Source organism: Ruegeria sp. AA6, from assembly GCF_056542865.1.
Window position 1 is genome coordinate 18,368 of sequence record NZ_JBQGAN010000033.1, and the last position, 17,943, is coordinate 36,310.

15 protein-coding genes and 1 pseudogene are annotated in these 17,943 nt (G+C 57.9%); 9 read left to right on the top strand and 7 right to left on the bottom strand.

Features of this window, described 5'->3' with window-relative positions; translation table 11 throughout:
* The first annotated feature begins 203 nt into the window (after positions 1 to 203).
* The 5 genes from ACR0LN_RS21760 (at position 204) to ACR0LN_RS21780 (ending at position 5,435) form a co-directional block, all read left to right on the top strand.
* Entirely contained in the window at positions 204 to 1,550 is a 1,347-nt protein-coding gene (locus tag ACR0LN_RS21760) for a substrate-binding protein (protein WP_480432685.1), read from the top strand.
* A gap of 112 nt (positions 1,551 to 1,662) precedes the next feature.
* Positions 1,663 to 2,694: a branched-chain amino acid ABC transporter permease gene (locus tag ACR0LN_RS21765; RefSeq protein ID WP_480432686.1), complete on the top strand. Its 1,032-nt coding sequence runs from the start codon at positions 1,663 to 1,665 to the stop codon at positions 2,692 to 2,694.
* A gap of 3 nt (positions 2,695 to 2,697) precedes the next feature.
* Positions 2,698 to 3,903, top strand: a complete 1,206-nt coding sequence (locus ACR0LN_RS21770) for a branched-chain amino acid ABC transporter permease (RefSeq protein ID WP_480432688.1) — start codon at positions 2,698 to 2,700, stop codon at positions 3,901 to 3,903.
* Positions 3,904 to 3,914: 11 nt separating this feature from the next.
* On the top strand, positions 3,915 to 4,670 hold the full coding sequence (locus ACR0LN_RS21775; protein ID WP_480432690.1) for an ABC transporter ATP-binding protein: 756 nt from the start codon (positions 3,915 to 3,917) through the stop codon (positions 4,668 to 4,670).
* Positions 4,671 to 4,679: 9 nt separating this feature from the next.
* A complete protein-coding gene (locus ACR0LN_RS21780) occupies positions 4,680 to 5,435 on the top strand; it encodes an ABC transporter ATP-binding protein (protein ID WP_480432691.1) in 756 nt (251 codons plus the stop codon).
* Positions 5,436 to 5,802: 367 nt separating this feature from the next.
* Here the strand turns inward: ACR0LN_RS21780 and gph are convergent, their stop codons facing one another.
* Complete coding sequence (gph, locus tag ACR0LN_RS21785) at positions 5,803 to 6,477, bottom strand: phosphoglycolate phosphatase (RefSeq protein ID WP_480432693.1); 675 nt, start codon at positions 6,475 to 6,477, stop codon at positions 5,803 to 5,805.
* A 224-nt stretch (positions 6,478 to 6,701) separates the two neighbouring features.
* Here gph and hemP point away from each other — a divergent pair, with 224 nt between their 5' ends.
* Positions 6,702 to 6,869, top strand: a complete 168-nt coding sequence (gene hemP / locus ACR0LN_RS21790; protein WP_170332270.1) for a hemin uptake protein HemP — start codon at positions 6,702 to 6,704, stop codon at positions 6,867 to 6,869.
* Positions 6,866 to 7,342, top strand: coding sequence for a hypothetical protein (locus ACR0LN_RS21795; protein WP_480432695.1), 477 nt, complete (start codon positions 6,866 to 6,868; stop codon positions 7,340 to 7,342). Before hemP ends, ACR0LN_RS21795 begins: the two co-directional genes overlap by 4 nt.
* A gap of 55 nt (positions 7,343 to 7,397) precedes the next feature.
* Here ACR0LN_RS21795 and ACR0LN_RS21800 read toward each other — a convergent pair whose 3' ends face one another.
* The 6 genes and pseudogenes from ACR0LN_RS21800 to ACR0LN_RS21825 all read right to left on the bottom strand — a co-directional run bounded on the left by ACR0LN_RS21800 (position 7,398) and on the right by ACR0LN_RS21825 (position 15,789).
* Positions 7,398 to 10,463, bottom strand: coding sequence for an aminotransferase class III-fold pyridoxal phosphate-dependent enzyme (locus ACR0LN_RS21800; RefSeq protein WP_480432697.1), 3,066 nt, complete (start codon positions 10,461 to 10,463; stop codon positions 7,398 to 7,400).
* 108 nt (positions 10,464 to 10,571) lie between these two features.
* Positions 10,572 to 11,453: pseudogene (locus tag ACR0LN_RS21805) on the bottom strand (NAD(P)-dependent oxidoreductase); the annotation flags it as partial.
* Between the two features lie 88 nt (positions 11,454 to 11,541).
* Positions 11,542 to 11,931, bottom strand: a complete 390-nt coding sequence (cueR, locus tag ACR0LN_RS21810; protein WP_480432699.1) for a Cu(I)-responsive transcriptional regulator — start codon at positions 11,929 to 11,931, stop codon at positions 11,542 to 11,544.
* Positions 11,928 to 14,405: a heavy metal translocating P-type ATPase gene (locus tag ACR0LN_RS21815; protein ID WP_480432701.1), complete on the bottom strand. Its 2,478-nt coding sequence runs from the start codon at positions 14,403 to 14,405 to the stop codon at positions 11,928 to 11,930. The genes cueR and ACR0LN_RS21815 overlap by 4 nt, the downstream gene beginning before the upstream one ends.
* A 272-nt stretch (positions 14,406 to 14,677) precedes the next feature.
* Entirely contained in the window at positions 14,678 to 15,298 is a 621-nt protein-coding gene (locus ACR0LN_RS21820) for a pyridoxamine 5'-phosphate oxidase family protein (protein WP_480432703.1), read from the bottom strand.
* Positions 15,299 to 15,309: 11 nt separating this feature from the next.
* A complete protein-coding gene (locus ACR0LN_RS21825; RefSeq protein WP_480432704.1) occupies positions 15,310 to 15,789 on the bottom strand; it encodes a nuclear transport factor 2 family protein in 480 nt (159 codons plus the stop codon).
* A gap of 243 nt (positions 15,790 to 16,032) precedes the next feature.
* Between ACR0LN_RS21825 and ACR0LN_RS21830 the strand changes: the two genes are divergently transcribed.
* Both ACR0LN_RS21830 and ACR0LN_RS21835 read left to right on the top strand, forming a co-directional pair.
* Entirely contained in the window at positions 16,033 to 16,596 is a 564-nt protein-coding gene (locus ACR0LN_RS21830) for a TetR/AcrR family transcriptional regulator (RefSeq protein WP_480432705.1), read from the top strand.
* Positions 16,597 to 16,701: 105 nt separating this feature from the next.
* Positions 16,702 to 17,859, top strand: coding sequence for an acyl-CoA dehydrogenase family protein (locus ACR0LN_RS21835; protein WP_480432707.1), 1,158 nt, complete (start codon positions 16,702 to 16,704; stop codon positions 17,857 to 17,859).
* Positions 17,860 to 17,943: the final 84 nt, after the last annotated feature.

Consider the following 17,943-nt stretch of genomic DNA (forward strand, 5'->3'; position numbering starts at 1 on the left):
TTAATGTTTTAAGCATGCTGCAATTGCATTTGTTTACATAAATCGCAAATTTTTGTGCATTTGTTTACATAACATTCTTTCATTTTGAATAGGTTATTGGTGATTTTTCAAAACCGCCCCCATACTCGAATTTGCGTGAAACCGCGTTTTCGCCCGCTGGAAGAGGAGCCAGAGGTCGAAAGAATGGGAAATGGGAGGAATGAATGACTAACAAATCTGTCACACGCCGCGGCGTGCTGAAGTCCGGTGCCGTTGCAGGTACTGGCCTAGCCCTGCCTACGATCTTCACGGCTTCGTCGGCTGCTGCTTTCACCAACGAACCAACCGGTGGGTCAGTCACTCTGGGCTTCAACGTTCCGCAGACTGGGCCTTACGCCGAAGAGGGCAATGACGAACTTCTGGCGCAACAGCTGGCGGTCGAGCATCTGAACGGCGAAGGCGACGGCGGCTGCCTAAATACTTTTACGTCCAAGGCGCTGCAGGGGAATGGTATCCTCGGCAAGAAAGTCGAGTTCGTGACTGGCGATACGCAGACCAAGTCTGACGCCGCGCGCGCTTCGGCCAAGTCGATGATCGAAAAAGACGGCGCGATCATGATCAACGGTGGCTCGTCCTCGGGCGTGGCCGTTGCGGTTCAGGGGCTGTGCCAAGAGGCGGGCGTGATCTTCATGGCGGGTCTGACCCACGCCAATGACACGACCGGCAAAGACAAGAAGGCCAACGGCTTCCGCCATTTCTTCAACGCCTACATGTCGGGTGCTGCTCTGGCACCGGTGCTGGCCGCAGAAATGGGCAAGGAACGCCGCGCTTACCACCTGACGGCCGACTATAACTGGGGCTGGACCCAGGAAGAGTCGATCGTCGCCTCGACCGAAGCCTTGGGATGGGAAACGGTCAACACGGTCAAGACACCACTCGCGTCAACAGACTTCTCGTCCTATATCGCCCCGGTTCTGAACTCGGGTGCGGATGTGCTGGTTCTGAACCACTATGGCGGCAACATGGTGAACTCGCTGACCAATGCGATCCAGTTCGGGTTGCTCGACAAAGTGGCCAATGGCAAGGACTTCAAGATCGTCGTGCCGCTGTATTCCGAACTGATGGCCGCTGGTGCGGGCGAGAACATCAAAGGTGTTCTGGGTTCGATGAACTGGAACTGGCAGCTGCAGGATGAGGGCACCAAAGCCTTCGTTAAATCGTTCGGTGAGAAGTATGGCAAGCCGCCGTCCAACTCGGCCCAGACTTGCTATGCGCAGGTGCTGCTCTATGCCGATGCGGTTGAGCGCGCGGGTACTTTCAACCCATGCGGTGTTGTCGAAGCGCTGGAGGACTTCGAGTTCGACGGGCTGGGCAACGGTCCGACCTGGTATCGCGGTGCCGATCACCAGTGCTTCAAGGACGTGCTGGTCGTGCGGGGCAACGAAAACCCGACCAACGCCTATGACACGCTTGAGATCGTCGAGATCACACCGCGTGCGCAGGTCGAATACGATCCGGAACACCCGATGTTTGCCGGTGGCGACCTCGGTAAGTGTAATCCGGGCGCATAAAGCCTTTGGCTGATGTCTGACCGCCGATCAGGCGGCCAGACCCCCTGTGGCCGGGATAACGGTCCCGGTCACTTCCGCAAATTCCACGCTGACCAACCCTGAGGTGGGGCCAATGGACGCCATCCTACTGCAAATTCTAAACGGTCTGGACAAAGGCTCGGCCTATGCGCTGATCGCTTTGGGTCTGACGCTGATCTTCGGCACGCTCGGGGTCGTGAACTTTGCCCACGGGGCGTTGTTCATGATCGGTGCGTTCTGCGCCGTGACCTTGCAAAAACTACTGAATCTGAGTTTCGAGACCGTTGATGAGACGCAAAAAGACTTTCTCGGCAACCCACTGAAGGTCGAAACACCTTATGTCGAGGCTTGGTTCGGCCCCGAGGTCGGCGCGTCCATTATCGACTGGTCAGTACCTTTGGCCATCCTGTTCGCGATCCCGATCATGCTGTTTGTCGGCTATGTGATGGAGCGCGGGCTGATCAAACACTTCTATAAGCGACCCCACGCGGACCAGATCCTTGTAACGTTTGGTCTGGCGATCGTGCTGCAGGAAATCGTCAAGTACTTCTTCGGTGCCAACCCGATCCAGACCCCGCCGCCCGACGCGCTGAGCGGGTCTGTTGATCTGGGCACCATGATCGGTTTTGACCCCAACGCGATCATCTATCCGATCTGGCGATTGGTCTATTTCGGCTTTGCCGCGGCGATTATTGGAGCGGTCTTCTCGTTCCTGCAATTCACCACTTTTGGCATGGTCGTACGGGCCGGTATGGCCGATCGTGAAACCGTGGGTCTGCTGGGCATCAATATTGACCGCCGGTTCACCATCATGTTCGGGATCGCCGCTGCGGTGGCGGGGCTGGCCGGAGTGATGTACGGGCCGCTCAATCCACCGAATTACCATATGGGAATGGATTTCCTGGTTCTCAGCTTTGTTGTCGTTGTTGTGGGCGGTATGGGCTCGTTACCCGGGGCGGTGCTGGCGGGTTTCCTGCTGGGAATTCTGGAAAGCTTTGCCTCGACGACCTGGGCCACCACCACAATCCCGGGCATCAACCAGATCATCATCTACCTTGTCGCCATAATCGTGCTGCTGACGCGGCCACGTGGGCTGATGGGGCGCAAAGGCGTGATGGAGGAATAATCCATGTTGGGACTGAACAAAAAAGACACCAGCCTGCTGATCATCGTGGCGATCCTGACCTTGCTGGCTCCCTTCATCCTGAACCCGTTCCCCGAGGGCAGCGCCATGGCGCAGTTCAACGCGGGATACCCGGACCTGATGCAGCGTTTCGTGATCTTTGGCATCTTTGCCATCGGCTTTAACATCCTGTTCGGTCTGACCGGATACCTGTCCTTCGGCCACGCGGCCTTTCTGGGTGTCGGGTCCTATTCTGCCGTGTGGATGTTCAAGCTGCTCAGCTATAACGTCATCCCCGCCATCGCGCTGAGTGTCGTTGTCGCCGGGTTGTTCTCATTGCTGATTGGCTTTGTCAGCCTTCGGAGGTCGGGAATTTATTTTTCGATCCTGACGCTGGCTTTCGCGCAGATGAGCTTTGCGCTGGCCTATTCGGTGCTATCGAACCCCAAATTCAACCTGACCAATGGAGAAACCGGTCTGCAGGTCTATGCCGACGATCCGCAGATACTGCAGGGCGCGAACGCGCCGGACCTGCCGCATCTGTTCGGCCTGCCGATGCGGGCGACCTATACGATGGATGTGGGCGCGTGGAGTTTCGACTTCAACGCAGGTTACTACCTGTGCGCGGTGATTATGATGGCAGTGTTCTATCTGGCCATTCGCATCTTCCGCTCGCCCTTTGGCATGATGTTGCGGGCGGTGAAGTCGAACCAACAGCGGATGAACTACACAGGGCTGAACTCCAAACCCTATACACTGGCGGCCTTTGTGATCTCGGGCATGTATGCCGGTTTGGCCGGTGGCCTTATGGCGGCGATGGACCCGCTGGCCGGGGCTGAACGGATGCAGTGGACCGCCTCGGGTGAGGTTGTTCTGATGACCATCTTGGGCGGTACCGGCACGCTAATTGGCCCGGTTCTGGGTGCAGGCTTCATCAAGTATTTCGAAAACATCTTCTCGAAGATCAACGACAACGTCCTGCACAGCTGGTTTGCCTTCCTGCCCGATGGGCTTGAGGACGCCGTCGTGTTTCTGATCCATCCGTTCATCGGCAAAGGCTGGCACCTGACTTTGGGGATCCTGTTTATGTTGGTTGTGATTTACCTGCCGGGCGGGCTTGTCGAAGGTGGTCAGCGGCTACTGAACAGGTTCAAGCGCAAAAAAACAGGCACCGACGATGCACCGTCGGGCAAAACTGAGCCAGCGGAATAAGGGGGCGGAAAATGGCAATTCTACGCGTCAAAGACGTCAGTAAACGGTTCGGGGGCCTGAAGGCACTGACGGATGTGAACCTCAATGTCGAGGAGAATTCGGTCCACGCCATCATCGGCCCCAACGGGGCTGGCAAGTCGACCCTGTTGAACTGTCTGGTGGGCAAGCTGATGCCGGACACTGGTTCTGTATTGTTTGATAACAACTCTGTGCTGGGGCTGGAGCCGTTCGAGATTAACCAGATGGGCATCAGCCGTGTGTTTCAAACGCCCGAGATCTTTGGCGAGCTGACGGTGATGGAAAACATGCTGATCCCGATCTTCGCCATGAGAGACGGGGCCTTCCGAATGCACGCCTATGAGACCATCGCCAACGAAAAGGCGGTCGTCGAACAGGCCGAGGCGATGCTGGAAGAGATGAACATGGCCGACAAGCGCGAGATGCACGCAGCCTCGCTGTCGCGGGGCGATAAGCGGCGGCTGGAGATTGGCATGTGCCTCAGCCAGAACCCCCGCCTGTTGCTGCTGGATGAACCGACTGCGGGCATGGCACGGGCCGATACCAACAACACGATTGATCTGCTGAAACAGATCAAGGACGAGCGCGACATTACTATCGCAATCATCGAGCATGACATGCATGTGGTCTTCAGTCTGGCCGAGCGCATCACGGTTCTGGCGCAGGGGACGCCTCTGGTCGAAGACATTCCGGAAAAAATCCGCGGGAACCCCAAGGTCCGCGAGGCCTATCTGGGTGAGGCTGCGTAAGGAAAAGCTATGAACGAGAAACCTGACTTTTCACAGAATGCCAACAAGGCCAGTACCGCTCCTGCGTTTCTATCTGTGTGGGACGTGCACTCTTACTATGGCGAGAGCTACATCGTGCAGGGCGTCAGTTTTAATGTGCACGAAGGGGAAATCCTTGCGCTGCTGGGGCGCAACGGGGCGGGCAAGACCTCGACCCTGCGGTCCATAGCGCGCGTGGGCGAACCCGAGGTGCGGCATGGCGAGATCTGGCTGGATCACCAGCCCTTGCACAATATGACCAGCTATGAGGCTGCTGCGGCTGGCCTCGGTCTGGTGCCCGAGGACCGGCGGATCATTCCCGGCCTGACAGTCGAGGAAAACCTGCAACTGGCGCAGATAGCACCGCCCATCGGGTGGTCTCTGGAACGGTTGTACGAGTTGTTCCCAAGGCTGGGGGAGCGCCGCAAGCAGGAAGGCATCACTCTGTCGGGCGGAGAGCAACAGATGCTGTCGATCGCCCGGGCGCTGGCACGGGACATCAAGGTGCTGCTGCTGGACGAACCCTATGAAGGGCTGGCTCCTGTGATCGTGGATGAAATCGAAAAGACGCTGATCCACGTAAAGCAGCAGGGTATGACCACGATCATCGTTGAGCAAAACGCGGTCAGGGCGCTGGAACTGGCGGACCGGGCGATCATTCTGGATACCGGAAGCATCGTGTTTGATGGCTCGGCGAATGAAGTGCTGGAGAACACACAATTGCGCGAGGAATATCTGGCGATTTGAATAGCCACGGGCCGGATGGTCCGCGCAAGGGACGGCGAGGGCCAATTGACGGGGTGGGTATCCACTCCGTCTTTTGCATTTTGGGTGCTTAAAAGGAGGCAAAAAACGGCGGCGTAAGTACGAATGCCGGAATAACCACGCACATATGGCCCAGATTCGCAAAAAATTTAACTGCAATTTCAATAGGGTCCAGCGCGCTACGGGAAACCCCCAATTCCGATTTCAATGCCGTGTCGCTAGGGTTGAATCATTGAAGAGGTCACAAAGGACCATACCACTTTTCCCCTGTGAGGGGCTGGCATCTTACCCCCTCAGCCGGCCCCTCAATTACCTTTGAGACCTACTAAAATCCCATTGGAAATCACTTTCAGACACTTTGCCCCAGCGTAGGCAGAAACGTTTTGACAAGCGCTGGCAGTTCCGAAAATTCCCTAAAACTGACCGTGTGTGGAACCTCGGCGACCGGGGATTTTCGATATCCTTCGGTGAAAAGCAGAAAGGGCACCTGCGCGCGCTGGGCGGTTTCAGCGTCGACTTCGCTGTCACCCACGAACAGGCGCGGGCCGACGGCGGTAACAGCGGCAAAGCTGGCTTCAAGATGGGCCGGATCTGGCTTGCGGGTATTCAGGCTGTCCCCGCCGATGACAGTGTCAAAGTGCAGGGTAAGGTCCAACACCTCTAGCACATGGCGGGCCGGAGCTTCGGGTTTGTTGGTGCAGACGCCCAGAACACAGCCCATGTCTCGCAAATCTTCCAAAGCCCGCGTGACACCAGGATAGACAACGGTCTTATCAGTGGACGCGGCGTTGTAGTGCTCTAGCGTTTTTCGGGACAACTCGGCATGGCGGTCCATTGGCAGATTGCAGTGGTGCATCACACGCTCAACCAGATTGGGCAGACCTTTGCCCACAAATTGTTTGATTTGATCCTGGGGAAGTGGCGCGATACCCGTGCCCTCAAGCATCATGTTTGCGGCGGCGGCAATGTCGGGAAGACTGTCCACCAGCGTTCCGTCCAGATCGAACATGATTGTCGCGCTCATCAATTGCCCCTTTGGTACGATTTCTTGCGCAAGACCTAACCCGCTTGGATTTTTCGCGCAATCAAGCGGGTTGAGGAATTTGACAGAACGGGCCTTGACATACCTGACTAAAATAATCAGATTACCCGAGAAGCCGTCAGCCAACCCCTCATTCGGGTCAGCCAGAACACTGAAAACCGCGAACAGATTAAGGCATTTCGCCCAAGACCTCTGGAGTTGTCCTGATGAATATGCAGAACCCGAATCCCAGCCAGTCCTACGCTGTATCCATGCTTCCGGCTCATAAGGCTGAAGATCTGACCAAGGGCGGCAACCTCGCCCATATCGAACTGGGCGACCAGCTGTACACGCTGCGCATCACCCGCGCCGGTAAACTGATCCTGACCAAATGAGCGCGCCTACCTCTCGTGGTGGGGCGGCAGTTGGCCGCCTGACCGACCTAGACCCTGTAGAAGCCGGAGCTGTCATGTATTTGCGGCTGTGGAGTGGCGGGGCGCAGGGCCGCACGGACGCCGCCAGTGACTTTCAGATCGCGCTGGGCGCAGAATGTGGCCGCGCCGCGATGATGACGCTGGATCGGTTGTGCTCGCTTTGTGCACATCACGGGCGTCGCCCTCTGATCCGACACGGGCAGGGCTGTTCCTGTCTGGGTGCGGACGAGAATTGCTTTGCTCAGATGATCGCGGCAGCCTCGGAAGGGGCGCGTGAAGATGCGATGATGATGGCGTCGTTGATTGTGCGGGCGGATTTTGCCCCTGCTTTGGCTTCATTGTCAGAAGAATTCGGGTTGGCGCTGAGACGGATGACGGCATCTGTTCCAATGCCAACAACCGGGCATCACCCCCCCGCAGCCGTGCTGCACTAAGCAGCGGGTCCGCGAAAAACCCCGGCGCTCTCATTGCGCCGGGGTTTTGACTTCGTCAGCAGCATCCGCACCCTGCGTGGTGGTGGTCATGGTCGCAGACCGGGGCAGGGGCGTAATCGCCCACCTCGGTCAGGACATCACGCAAGGCCCAAAGGATCATGTCGACGTCTTCGGCCTCGATGGTCAGGGGTGGGCGGATTTTCAGGATATTGTCTTTGGGTCCTTCGCTGCCGATCAGAATGCGGTGATCGCGCATCCGGTTCTTGACGTATTTGCAGATTTCGGTGCCCTCGGACCCGTCGGGATTGATCAGTTCGACGCCAAGAAACAAACCCATGCCGCGCACATCGCCAACACACCCGAAATCGGATTCTATCTGACGCAGGCCGTCCATCATGCGCGCACCCATCCTTTGGGCGTTGTCCTGCAAACCCTCGTCATCGACGATGTCCAGCACCTCCTTCCCGATCCGGCAGGACAGAGTCGAGCCGCCAAAGGTCGAGAAGAACTCGATCCCGTTGTCAAAACTGCGGGCGATCTCTTTGGTCGTGACCAGCACGCCCAGCGGATGGCCGTTGCCGATGGGCTTGCCCATGACAACGATATCCGGCAGCGCGCCCTGGTGTTCAAAGCCGAAGTAGTATTCACCCAAACGCCCCAGTCCCGTCTGCACTTCATCGGCGACGCATACGCCACCCGCAGCGCGGATTTTCTCATAAACAGCAGATAGGTAGCCCTTGGGCGGGATGATCTGACCACCGACCGAGGGGAAGGTCTCAGCGATGAACCCAGCCACGCCCTGCCCCTTGTCCTGCAAGGCAGCAATCGCCGGGTCTACCAGGTCAGCGTATTTCTGGGCACGGTCAGGATCATCGCGTTTGAACGACCCGCGATAATCATCGGCTACCTCAACCAGTTCAACCCAATCGGCCTGACCAACACCGCCGGGCTTGTTGAACTTGTAGGCCGAGATCGCAACAGCGGCGTTGGTATTGCCGTGATAGCCATGATCGGGGGTCACAATCCCCTTGGCGCCGGTATGCGCACGTGCCAGCCGCAAGGCCAGTTCATTGGCCTCGGTGCCCGAGTTGACGAAAAAGCAGACCTCGAAATGATCGGGCAGCTTAGACAGAACCTTGTCGGCAAAAGCTGTCTGCGCTGGATGCAGGTAGCGAGTGTTCGAGTTCATCCGTTTCAGTTGATCCGCCGCCACCGCCTGAATACGCGGGTGCGCGTGGCCCACATGCGGAACATTGTTATAGGCGTCCAGATAAGGGCGGCCCCATTCGTCAAACAGGTGGTGCTTCCAACCGCGCACCAGCATCACCGGATCATCATAGGTCAGGCTGAGGTTGCCGCCGAAATGATCGTGCCGCCCTTGCAGGATCGCCCGCTTATCCGTCGGGCGATAGAACACCTTGTCGTCGGCCAAGTTCAACATCGCGGCAGGGTTGGGGCAGATAGCGTGCCACAGCTCCATTTCATCCGGATCGCCGACACCGGGCCAGTCTGTCTGCATCCCGTCCGTGGTCAGGGCCAGTTGGAAATGCACGTGCGGAGCCCAGCCGCCGTTCTGGCTGGCATCGCCCAGCCGGGCAAAGGCCGCGCCCTGCGCAACCGGATCACCCGGTTTCAGCCGGTCGCAAACCTCGGGGTCCAGATGGCCGTAGAGCGTATAGAACGGATCACCCTCGGGCGTTTCATGGTGCAGGATTACAACGCCGCCGTAATCAAGATGAGCATCCCGGTTCTCAACAGCTTCGACCCGACCACTCATCGGCGCATGCAGCACCGTGCCTGCCGGGGCAAACACGTCCACCGCCAGATGCACGGTGCGCCGGTCCGACGCCTTCCACGGCCCCTTACGGAATCCGGGTTCGGCATAGATCAGGCGGGGTTCATTGTAGTAACCCAGCCAGAGACCTTCGCCAAATTCCTCACCCACGCGCGCGGCTTCTTCCAATGGCATGTGAAACGGGTTTTGCGGCCATGTCGAGTTTTCGACCGACAGCGATCCCATCGGAACATCGCCGAGATCCTGATCGAACATCGGGGCAAATTGGCCGCGGTGCTCGGACAGATAGGCATGGATGCGCTCGGCCCCGTCCGTAACGGGCAAATGACAGGCGGTACGCAGCCGTGCCGGCATCAAGCCGCCCTTCACGTCCGCGTTCTCAAGAAATCGCCAGGCCGGGGCCTGACTGATAGTCACATAGGGATCATTCGGGTTTTCCGCCGCCATCAGGGTCGAGTTCACGACGGACACCGCCAACCGCATTCGCAGCAGCGGCCAGATCAGATCAACCTCGTCGGGGCGCAGCCGGTTGGCTGCGTGGTATCCGCGCACCAATGCCGACAGTGCGCGCTCTGGTTTGGGATGGTCCAGAACGATATACGCGCCCGCAATCGCCAGATCACAGACGCGAGGTGCCGCGCACATATCCCCCAGATCAATCAGGCCCGAGATGCTCTGACGCTGACCCAGCTCGCCCTCGACCAGTATGTTGTAATCATTGGCATCATTGTGGATCGCCTGTTTTGGCAATCCTGATAGCGCCCCCGAGATCGCCTCGAACCGATCACAGATTTCGGACAGCAAGGCCCGACGGGCAGGGTCGGCAATCACATTCAACCGGTCGGAAGCCCAACCTGCCTGAACCAGATCCCACTTGAACTCGGCTCGATTCAACCCGTCATGAGTAAACCGCTCCAACGCCTTGTCGGTTGCGCCCAGAACACGGCCCAGTTTCAGTATCAATTCTTCGGACTTGGGCGCTGACTTGGCGTAACATTGCCCCGGCAGACATTCGAGCAGCCACACCAGCCGTGCCTGTCCGTTGGGATCAGAAATCTCGGGCAGCAGCGCGCCGTTCAGGTCCGGGTAGACTTGGGGAAACGGCAATCCCGGTGCTTCACTTGCGATATGGGCCAGAGCCTTAACCTGAAGGTCAACGAGTTCCGCTTCGCATCCTGCGCGCATGACTTTAAGGACATAGTCCTGACCATTGGTGGCCCGAACCATAAAGTTCAGGTCATACTCACCATCCAATCGCGTTAGCTTGGCATCCAATCCCCAATGCGCACGCAGAGCATCTGCCCAGAATTCCGTCATGTCGCTCATTAACTTCTCTGTCCTTGTGTCACTGGGGTCCCCTTCATCTGGCTAAAAATACCTTCGGGGGTGAATTGGCCCTTCGGGCCAAGAGGGGGCAGACAGCCCCCTTGACGATCAGTCCAACGCGCGCAAACGTTTGAACAATGAGGATGTATCCCACCGGCCACCGCCAAGCTTCTGCACATCCTTGTAGAACTGATTGACCAATGCCGTCAGGGGCAACGACGCTCCATTGTCATTTGCCTCGTCCAGGCAGATGCCCAAATCCTTGCGCATCCAGTCCACCGCAAAGCCATAGTCGAAATGATCGTCCAGCATCGTCTCATGCCGGTTCACCATCTGCCAACTGCCTGCTGCCCCCTGACTGATGACCTCAACCACCGCACGACCATCCAGCCCGGCCTTTTCGGCGAAATGCAGCGCTTCGCTAAGCCCTTGCACCACGCCAGCGATTGCGATCTGGTTGCTCATTTTTGTAAGTTGCCCAGCTCCGCTTTCACCAATCCGGCGGCAGATTTTCGAGTACACGTTCATCACGGGTTCAGCTGTGTCATAGGCCGCCTGATCGCCGCCGCACATGATCGACAGAACTGCGTTTTCCGCGCCAGACTGACCACCCGAAATTGGGGCGTCGACAAAGGCGATCCCCCTAGCCTTGGCGACGTCGTACAGTTCATAGGTCACCTTGGCCGAAACCGTGGTGTGGTCAACAAAGATCGCACCCTCGGTCATGCCGTGAAATGCCCCATCTTCACCGGTGCATACGTTGCGCAAGTCATCATCATTGCCGACGCATGAAAAGACGATATCACAGCCCTTTGCGGCTTCGGATGGGGTCACGGCCATCGCACCGCCATGCTGGGCACCCCAGGCTTCGGCCTTGGCCGTGGTGCGGTTATAGACCGTGACGTCATGGCCTGCAGCCTGCAGATGGCCTGCCATGGGATAGCCCATGACACCCAGGCCCAGAAACGCGACTTTAGCCATTTGATGATCCTCTCTGCTATCTGATGCCCGGCCGTTTCAGCAGGCCGAAATTTCTGGCAGAGACAAAGCAAAGCCGCGCGCAAAGAGCAACCCCGCGTTAGGGCTTACCGCCTAAATCTTGCAGGATCGGACAATCGGGCCGATCATCTCCGGCACAGGCATCAATGAGATGGCCCAAAGTGTCACGCATCGCGTTGAGATCAGCGATCTTGGCCTCGATCTGCGCCAGATGCGCGCGGGCGACTTTTTTCACATCGGAACTGGCGCGGCTCTCGTCTTCATACAGTGCCATCAGCGTACGACAATCCTCGATCGTAAAGCCCAAGGCGCGGGCGCGCCCCAGGAAATTCAACTTGTGCACGTCGCTGCCACGAAACAGCCGATAGCCATTGTTGTCGCGCAGCGGTTTGATCAGTCCGATATCCTCGTAATACCGGATTGTCTTGGCGGGCAGGCCGGTCCGGGCTGCAACATCTCCGATGTTCATGTCGTCACCGTTTGGGTCGCTTGATTTTGAGTCTCTTCGGGCAGGCTCGCTCGAACCCGGCGCAGACGCAACGCGTTCGAGACGACAAAGACGCTGGACAAGGCCATCGCACCGGCAGCAAAAGCGGGGGACAACAGGTGGCCGCTGAACGGGTAGAGCACACCAGCAGCGACCGGGATCAGCAGGATGTTATAGCCAAAGGCCCAGCCAAGGTTTTGCCGGATGTTGCGCATCGTGCGACGGCTGATCTCGACTGCATTGGCCACGCCGCGCAGGTCGCCGGACATCAGTACGACATCCGCCGTTTCAATCGCTACATCGGTTCCGGTGCCGATGGCGACACCAATATCTGCCGATGCCAAAGCCGGAGCGTCGTTGATACCGTCACCGACAAATGCCAGCGTGCCGAACTGTTCGCGCAATGCGGTAATCGCGACCAGCTTGCCATCCGGCAGAACCTCGGCCGTGACGTGGTCGATGCCCAACCTGTCGGCCAACGCCTGAGCGGTGCGCGTATTGTCGCCCGTCACCATTGCCAGTTTAAGTCCCAACGCGTGCAGCCGCGCCAGCGCCTGTTGCGTACCGGGTTTCACCGGGTCCGAGACCGCAAGCATCGCTGCAACCTGACTGTCAATTGCGACGAACAAAGGCGTCGCACCTTCGTTGGCAAGCCGGTCGGCTTCGGCGGTCAGGTCGGCCAAGTTTATACCGTTCTGTGTCATCAGACGGGGCGATCCGATCAGAACGTCGCGGCCTTCGACTTTCGCGCGTACACCCAACCCGGTCAGGGATTCGAAATCAGACAGGTCAGGCAGTTCCGCAGGGCCTGCGCGGGTGATCGCGGTGGCAATAGGGTGTTCCGAGCGCGCCTCCACCGCTGCGGCCAGCCGCAGCACTTCGTCCCGGTCAAAGTCGTTCGCAGTTGTGATGTTCTCAAGTTCCGGCCGTCCCAAGGTCAAGGTGCCTGTCTTGTCGAACGCGATGACTTTGGCCTGTTGCAGTTGTTGCAGTGCGTCGCCCTTGCGGAACAGAACGCCCAACTCTGCTGCACGTCCGGTTCCCACCATGATCGAGGTTGGTGTTGCAAGCCCCATGGCGCACGGGCAGGCGATGATCAGGACCGAGACGCCGGTAACCAGCGCCATCGGCAGCGCAGGCTCCGGTCCGAAAACAAGCCAGACCAAGATCGTCAGCAGCGCGACCGCGATGACCACAGGCACAAACCATGCAGTGATCCGGTCGACCAAGCCCTGAATCGGCAGCTTGGCCCCCTGCGCCTGCTCCACCATCCGGATGACCTGCGCCAGCACCGTATCCGACCCAACATGCGTCGCACGGACACGCAGGGAACCGGTGCCGTTTACCGTTCCGCCGACAACCTGATCAGCAGGCTCTTTTCCCGCGGGCACGGGCTCACCGGTAATCATGCTTTCGTCTACGTAAGACGCGCCTTCGAGGACGTCACCATCGACGGGCACCCGCTCACCCGGTCGGATTTGCAGGATGTCCCCGGTTGAGATTTCAGCAATCGGGCGGTCAACGATCTTGCCCTCCACCTCAACCCGTGCGGTTTTGGGTTGCAAGCCGACCAGCTTGCGGATTGCGGCACCCGTGCGGCCCTTGGCGCGCGCTTCCAATACCCGACCCAACTGGATGAGCACCACGATGACCGAGGCGGCCTCAAAATACACATTGGCGCTGCCCTGCGGCAGGATTTGCGGCGCGAACGTAGCGATCACCGAGAACAGATAAGCCGCCCCTGTGCCCAAGGCGACCAGCGCATTCATGTCTGGCGACCTGCGCAGCAGAGAAGGGATACCTTTCGCGTAGAATACCCGCCCCGGCCCCAACAAAAGAACTGAGGTCAACGCGAATTGGATCAGATGGCTGGTCTGCGTACCGATGGTCGCGTGAATCCAATGGTGGAAGGCCGGGATCATATGGCCGCCCATCTCTAAAATAAAAACAGGTAACGCCAGCGTAGCGGCAATCACCGTTGCGCGGGTCAGGGCGGCGGTCTCATTGGCTTTGTGTTCGGCTGGTGCGTCGTTGCTTTCGTCTGCCACCCGCGCCGGATATCCGGCATCCGTGCAGATCTGTGCCAAAGCTTGGGGGCCTTTGGCGCCGTCTACATAGGTGATCAGCGCGCTTTCGGTCGCAAGGTTGACCTGCGCCTCGACCACTGACGGATCGGCGGTCAACACCCGTTCGATCCTGGATACGCAAGAGGCACAACTCATTCCGCTGATATTCAGCTTCGTTTGACGGACATCCGCTGGGTATCCAGCACGAGTCAGTGCGTCGGTCAGCGCGCTTGCCTGACCGTCAAACGTGACCTGTGCAGTTTCAGTGGCGAAATTGACCGAGGCGTCGGACACGCCCCGCACATCGCGCAGGGCTTTTTCTACGCGCCCAACGCAAGACGCGCAGCTCATGCCTTTGATCTTCAACTGGGTTGTTTGCGGTGAGGCCATCCGACTCATCCTATCGTCACTTTCACCCTTCAGATGAGGGTTCCAGTCACGGGAAGGTCAAGGGGTCTTCCGCGATTTCTTCGCGCGTCAGTTTGCCGAAAGCCGGTCCAGCAAGAGAGTGTGGTCGGGAACGGGCGGTGATGTGCGCATTGATTTGAGTGAAGCAAAGAACGCCACCGTAAGGGCCAAGATCAGAACTGCGGCCCCCCACTGGCCATAGACTGACAGTGATTTCGCTGCATTGCTTGGGTTCCTTCTTCCCGGCGCGCCAGTCAGGTCAATCTTATCAATTCTTGCTTTAATTTCTCGTTCTCGGCCTGAAGCTGCGCCAATTGCTGTCCCAAAGCGTTCAGATGCGGGCGCAGTTCGGCCTCGGTATAGCGGGGAGTGATGTGGCGCGGACAGTTCCAGTCCAGCGCCGCGACCCGGATGATGACAGCGCGTTCGGTGGGGGCCTCGGCGCCGTCGGGGTAAAGGCTGGCTGCCGCGGCCTCGCCTTCAGTGAACTCTACCCGGCCTAATATTTTAAGGCGTCGCTGGTTGGCATAGTCCATCAAAATCAGAGCGATGCGGTCATTGCCGTCGAGATTCCCACGCGAGATGTACTGTTTGTTGCCTGTGAAATCGGCGTATCCGATGGTCTGTGGTCCCAGTACTTTGAGGAACCCGACCGGCCCGCCGCGATACTGTACATAAGGCCAGCCGGTCTCGGACACGGTGGATTGATAAAACCCGTCGCGTGCCTCGATAAACGCCTTTTCCGTTGGGCCGATCTGGTGCCCCTGTTGCGGTCCACCTTCAATAAACTTCGCGTAGGTCTTGGCCGAGCCCATCCGTTCCTGATGTGTCCGGACCGCAGGCGTAAAGGTCAGTTCGGAAAAGGCGCGTGGCATTGTGTATCCTTTCAGAGCCCCAAATCAGATAATCCGGGGTGATCGTCGGGGCGGGGGCCTTGCGGCCAATGGAACAGGCGGTCACCCTCGGATATCGGTAGATCATTGAGAGACGCGTGACGTTTGGCCATTCGTCCATCTTCGGCAAATTCCCAATTCTCATTGCCGTAAGATCGAAACCACTGACCACTGTCATCACGCCACTCATAAGCATAGCGTACTGCAATGCGGTTGTCGCAATAGGCCCATAATTCCTTGATCAGGCGATACTCCAGTTCCTTGTTCCACTTGCGGGTCAGAAAGGCGTGGATTTCTTTGTGACCACTAAGGAATTCTGCCCGGTTCCGCCATTGGCTGTCATCGGTATAGGCCGGGGTTACTACATCTGCAGCGCGGCTGTTCCAGGCGTTTTCCGCCATTCGAACCTTTTGCACGGCTGTGTCCTGCGTGAACGGAGGCAGAGGCGGGCGGCTCACGGTGTGGTCCTTCATGTCAGTGCGGCTGCAATCAACGCAAGGGTTAATAAAACGGGGACGTATTGAGGGGAGAATAGGCTGGCATGGCGTCTCATCTGATCGCTCCAAGGTTAACAGATCGGTACATCTTTATCCCAATGTGTACCGATCGGTAAACTTTTGCAAGTTTTATTTTGAAACTTGGCCAAAGGTCTCATTGTGGTTGTCCTGCGGCGCTTTGGCTATTATGTACTGATCTGTACACTCAGGAGCCCACAAATGCGCCCGAACAAACGAGACGAGTTGGTCCGCAATGCCTTACAGGTGTTTTACCGAGATGGGTTTCACGCCACCGGGATGGACAAGCTGGTGGTTGAAACGGGTGTCTCGAAAACCTCGATGTACAAGCATTTCCGCACCAAAGAGGATTTGATCCTGGCCGCCCTGAAATTGAGGGACGAGAGCTTTCGCAAGGATTTCCTGGGCCGGATCAGCGAGATGTCGGATACGCCCGCCGGTCAATTGCTTTCAAGCTTTGACGCGTTGGGCGAATGGTTTCGGCAGGAAGAATATCGTGGTTGCATGTTCATCAAGGCCGGTGCGGAGTTTCAGGAGAAGGACCACCCGATCCACAAGCAATCGGCCGAGCACAAGCAGATCATGCTGGATCACTTCACCGATTTGGCGCGTCAGGCGGGGGCTCGCCAGCCGGAAAAATTGGCTTGTCAGTTTCTGCTGCTTCAAGAAGGTGCGATTGTGACAGCGGTGTTCCTGAAGTCCTGTGAACCTGCGCGCAATGCAAAGGCCGCGGCACAGATTCTGTTGGACGCCGCGCTGACCTGAACGGCTTTGGCTCAAAAGGACGTTGCGTTGTAATTCTTTCGGTCGATTGGAAAGCGGAACCTCCCGCGCTAGCCTGAACAACAAGGACAAAGGGGAGGATCTTGTATGTCGTTGTTTACCTCGACTGCGAGTTGGGTGACGGAAGAGCACCAAATGTTTGCGGAATTGGCGAACAGGTTTATGGACGATGAACTGGTGCCCAATATCGACCGCTGGATCGAGAACGGTGTCGTGGATCGCGACATGTGGCACAAGGCTGGTGATATCGGGTTGATGGCAGGTGCGATCCCCGAATCCTGTGGCGGTGTCGGCGGCGGGATCGGCTTTGATGCGGTCACATTGTACGCGCAATCTTCGCACGGGGATTGCGGTTGGGGTTATGCAATACAGTCCATCGTTATCCACTACATCAACGCCTATGGCAGCGAAGATCAAAAGCAGGAATGGTTGCCGAAACTGGCCTCGGGCGAGATGGTCGGGGCGCTGGCCATGACCGAACCCGGAACCGGGTCGGACGTGCAGTCCATTCGCACGACCGCAGAGAGGGACGGGAACTCTTACCGTCTGAACGGTTCCAAGATTTTCATCACAAACGGCCAGTCCGCAGACCTGATCCTCGTTGCCTGCAAAACGGACAAAACGCAGGGCTCGAAGGGCGTTTCTCTGATTGCGGTCGAAACTGGGGGCGCTGAGGGTTTCCGCAAGGGGCGTAACCTCAAGAAACTGGGCATGAAAGCAAATGACACAGCCGAGCTGTTCTTTGAGGACGTCAGGGTGCCGATGACAAATCTTCTAGGGGCAGAAGAGGGGCAGGGTTTCTATCAGATGATGAAGCAATTGCCGTGGGAGCGCCTGACCATCGGCATCGGAGCGTTGGGTGCGATTGATTTCGCCATCTCTGAGACGATTAAGTACACACAGGAGCGTAAGGCTTTCGGTCAGCGGGTGATGGATTTCCAGAACACCCGTTTCAAACTGGCCGAGTGCAAGACAAAGGCCGAGCTACTGCGGAGCTTTGTCAATGACTGCATCACGCGGCTTGAGGCGGGAACGTTGGATGCGGCCACCGCCTCGATGGTGAAATACTGGGGCTCGGAAGTTCAGAACGAGATCATGCATGAATGCCTTCAGCTTTTCGGAGGCTACGGGTTCATGATGGAGTACCCGATTGCGCGCCTCTACGCGGATGCGCGGGTTCAGATGATCTATGGCGGTACCAATGAGATCATGAAGGAGCTCATTGCTCGGTCGATAGATACTTAAACAAATCGGTGGGGCTCCCGCCCGTCGTCAATGTTTCTGGCGAAACATTTCCTCTCGTTGGGCTAGGCAGGCGCGGGCATAGCC

Coding starts and splice junctions, on each gene's coding strand:
- ACR0LN_RS21760 (WP_480432685.1), top strand. CDS start 204: ATGACTAACAAATCTGTCACACGCCGCGGCGTGCTGAAGTCCGGTGCC.
- ACR0LN_RS21765 (WP_480432686.1), top strand. CDS start 1,663: ATGGACGCCATCCTACTGCAAATTCTAAACGGTCTGGACAAAGGCTCG.
- ACR0LN_RS21770 (WP_480432688.1), top strand. CDS start 2,698: ATGTTGGGACTGAACAAAAAAGACACCAGCCTGCTGATCATCGTGGCG.
- ACR0LN_RS21775 (WP_480432690.1), top strand. CDS start 3,915: ATGGCAATTCTACGCGTCAAAGACGTCAGTAAACGGTTCGGGGGCCTG.
- ACR0LN_RS21780 (WP_480432691.1), top strand. CDS start 4,680: ATGAACGAGAAACCTGACTTTTCACAGAATGCCAACAAGGCCAGTACC.
- gph (WP_480432693.1), bottom strand. CDS start 6,477: ATGAGCGCGACAATCATGTTCGATCTGGACGGAACGCTGGTGGACAGT.
- hemP (WP_170332270.1), top strand. CDS start 6,702: ATGAATATGCAGAACCCGAATCCCAGCCAGTCCTACGCTGTATCCATG.
- ACR0LN_RS21795 (WP_480432695.1), top strand. CDS start 6,866: ATGAGCGCGCCTACCTCTCGTGGTGGGGCGGCAGTTGGCCGCCTGACC.
- ACR0LN_RS21800 (WP_480432697.1), bottom strand. CDS start 10,463: ATGAGCGACATGACGGAATTCTGGGCAGATGCTCTGCGTGCGCATTGG.
- cueR (WP_480432699.1), bottom strand. CDS start 11,931: ATGAACATCGGAGATGTTGCAGCCCGGACCGGCCTGCCCGCCAAGACA.
- ACR0LN_RS21815 (WP_480432701.1), bottom strand. CDS start 14,405: ATGGCCTCACCGCAAACAACCCAGTTGAAGATCAAAGGCATGAGCTGC.
- ACR0LN_RS21820 (WP_480432703.1), bottom strand. CDS start 15,298: ATGCCACGCGCCTTTTCCGAACTGACCTTTACGCCTGCGGTCCGGACA.
- ACR0LN_RS21825 (WP_480432704.1), bottom strand. CDS start 15,789: ATGAAGGACCACACCGTGAGCCGCCCGCCTCTGCCTCCGTTCACGCAG.
- ACR0LN_RS21830 (WP_480432705.1), top strand. CDS start 16,033: ATGCGCCCGAACAAACGAGACGAGTTGGTCCGCAATGCCTTACAGGTG.
- ACR0LN_RS21835 (WP_480432707.1), top strand. CDS start 16,702: ATGTCGTTGTTTACCTCGACTGCGAGTTGGGTGACGGAAGAGCACCAA.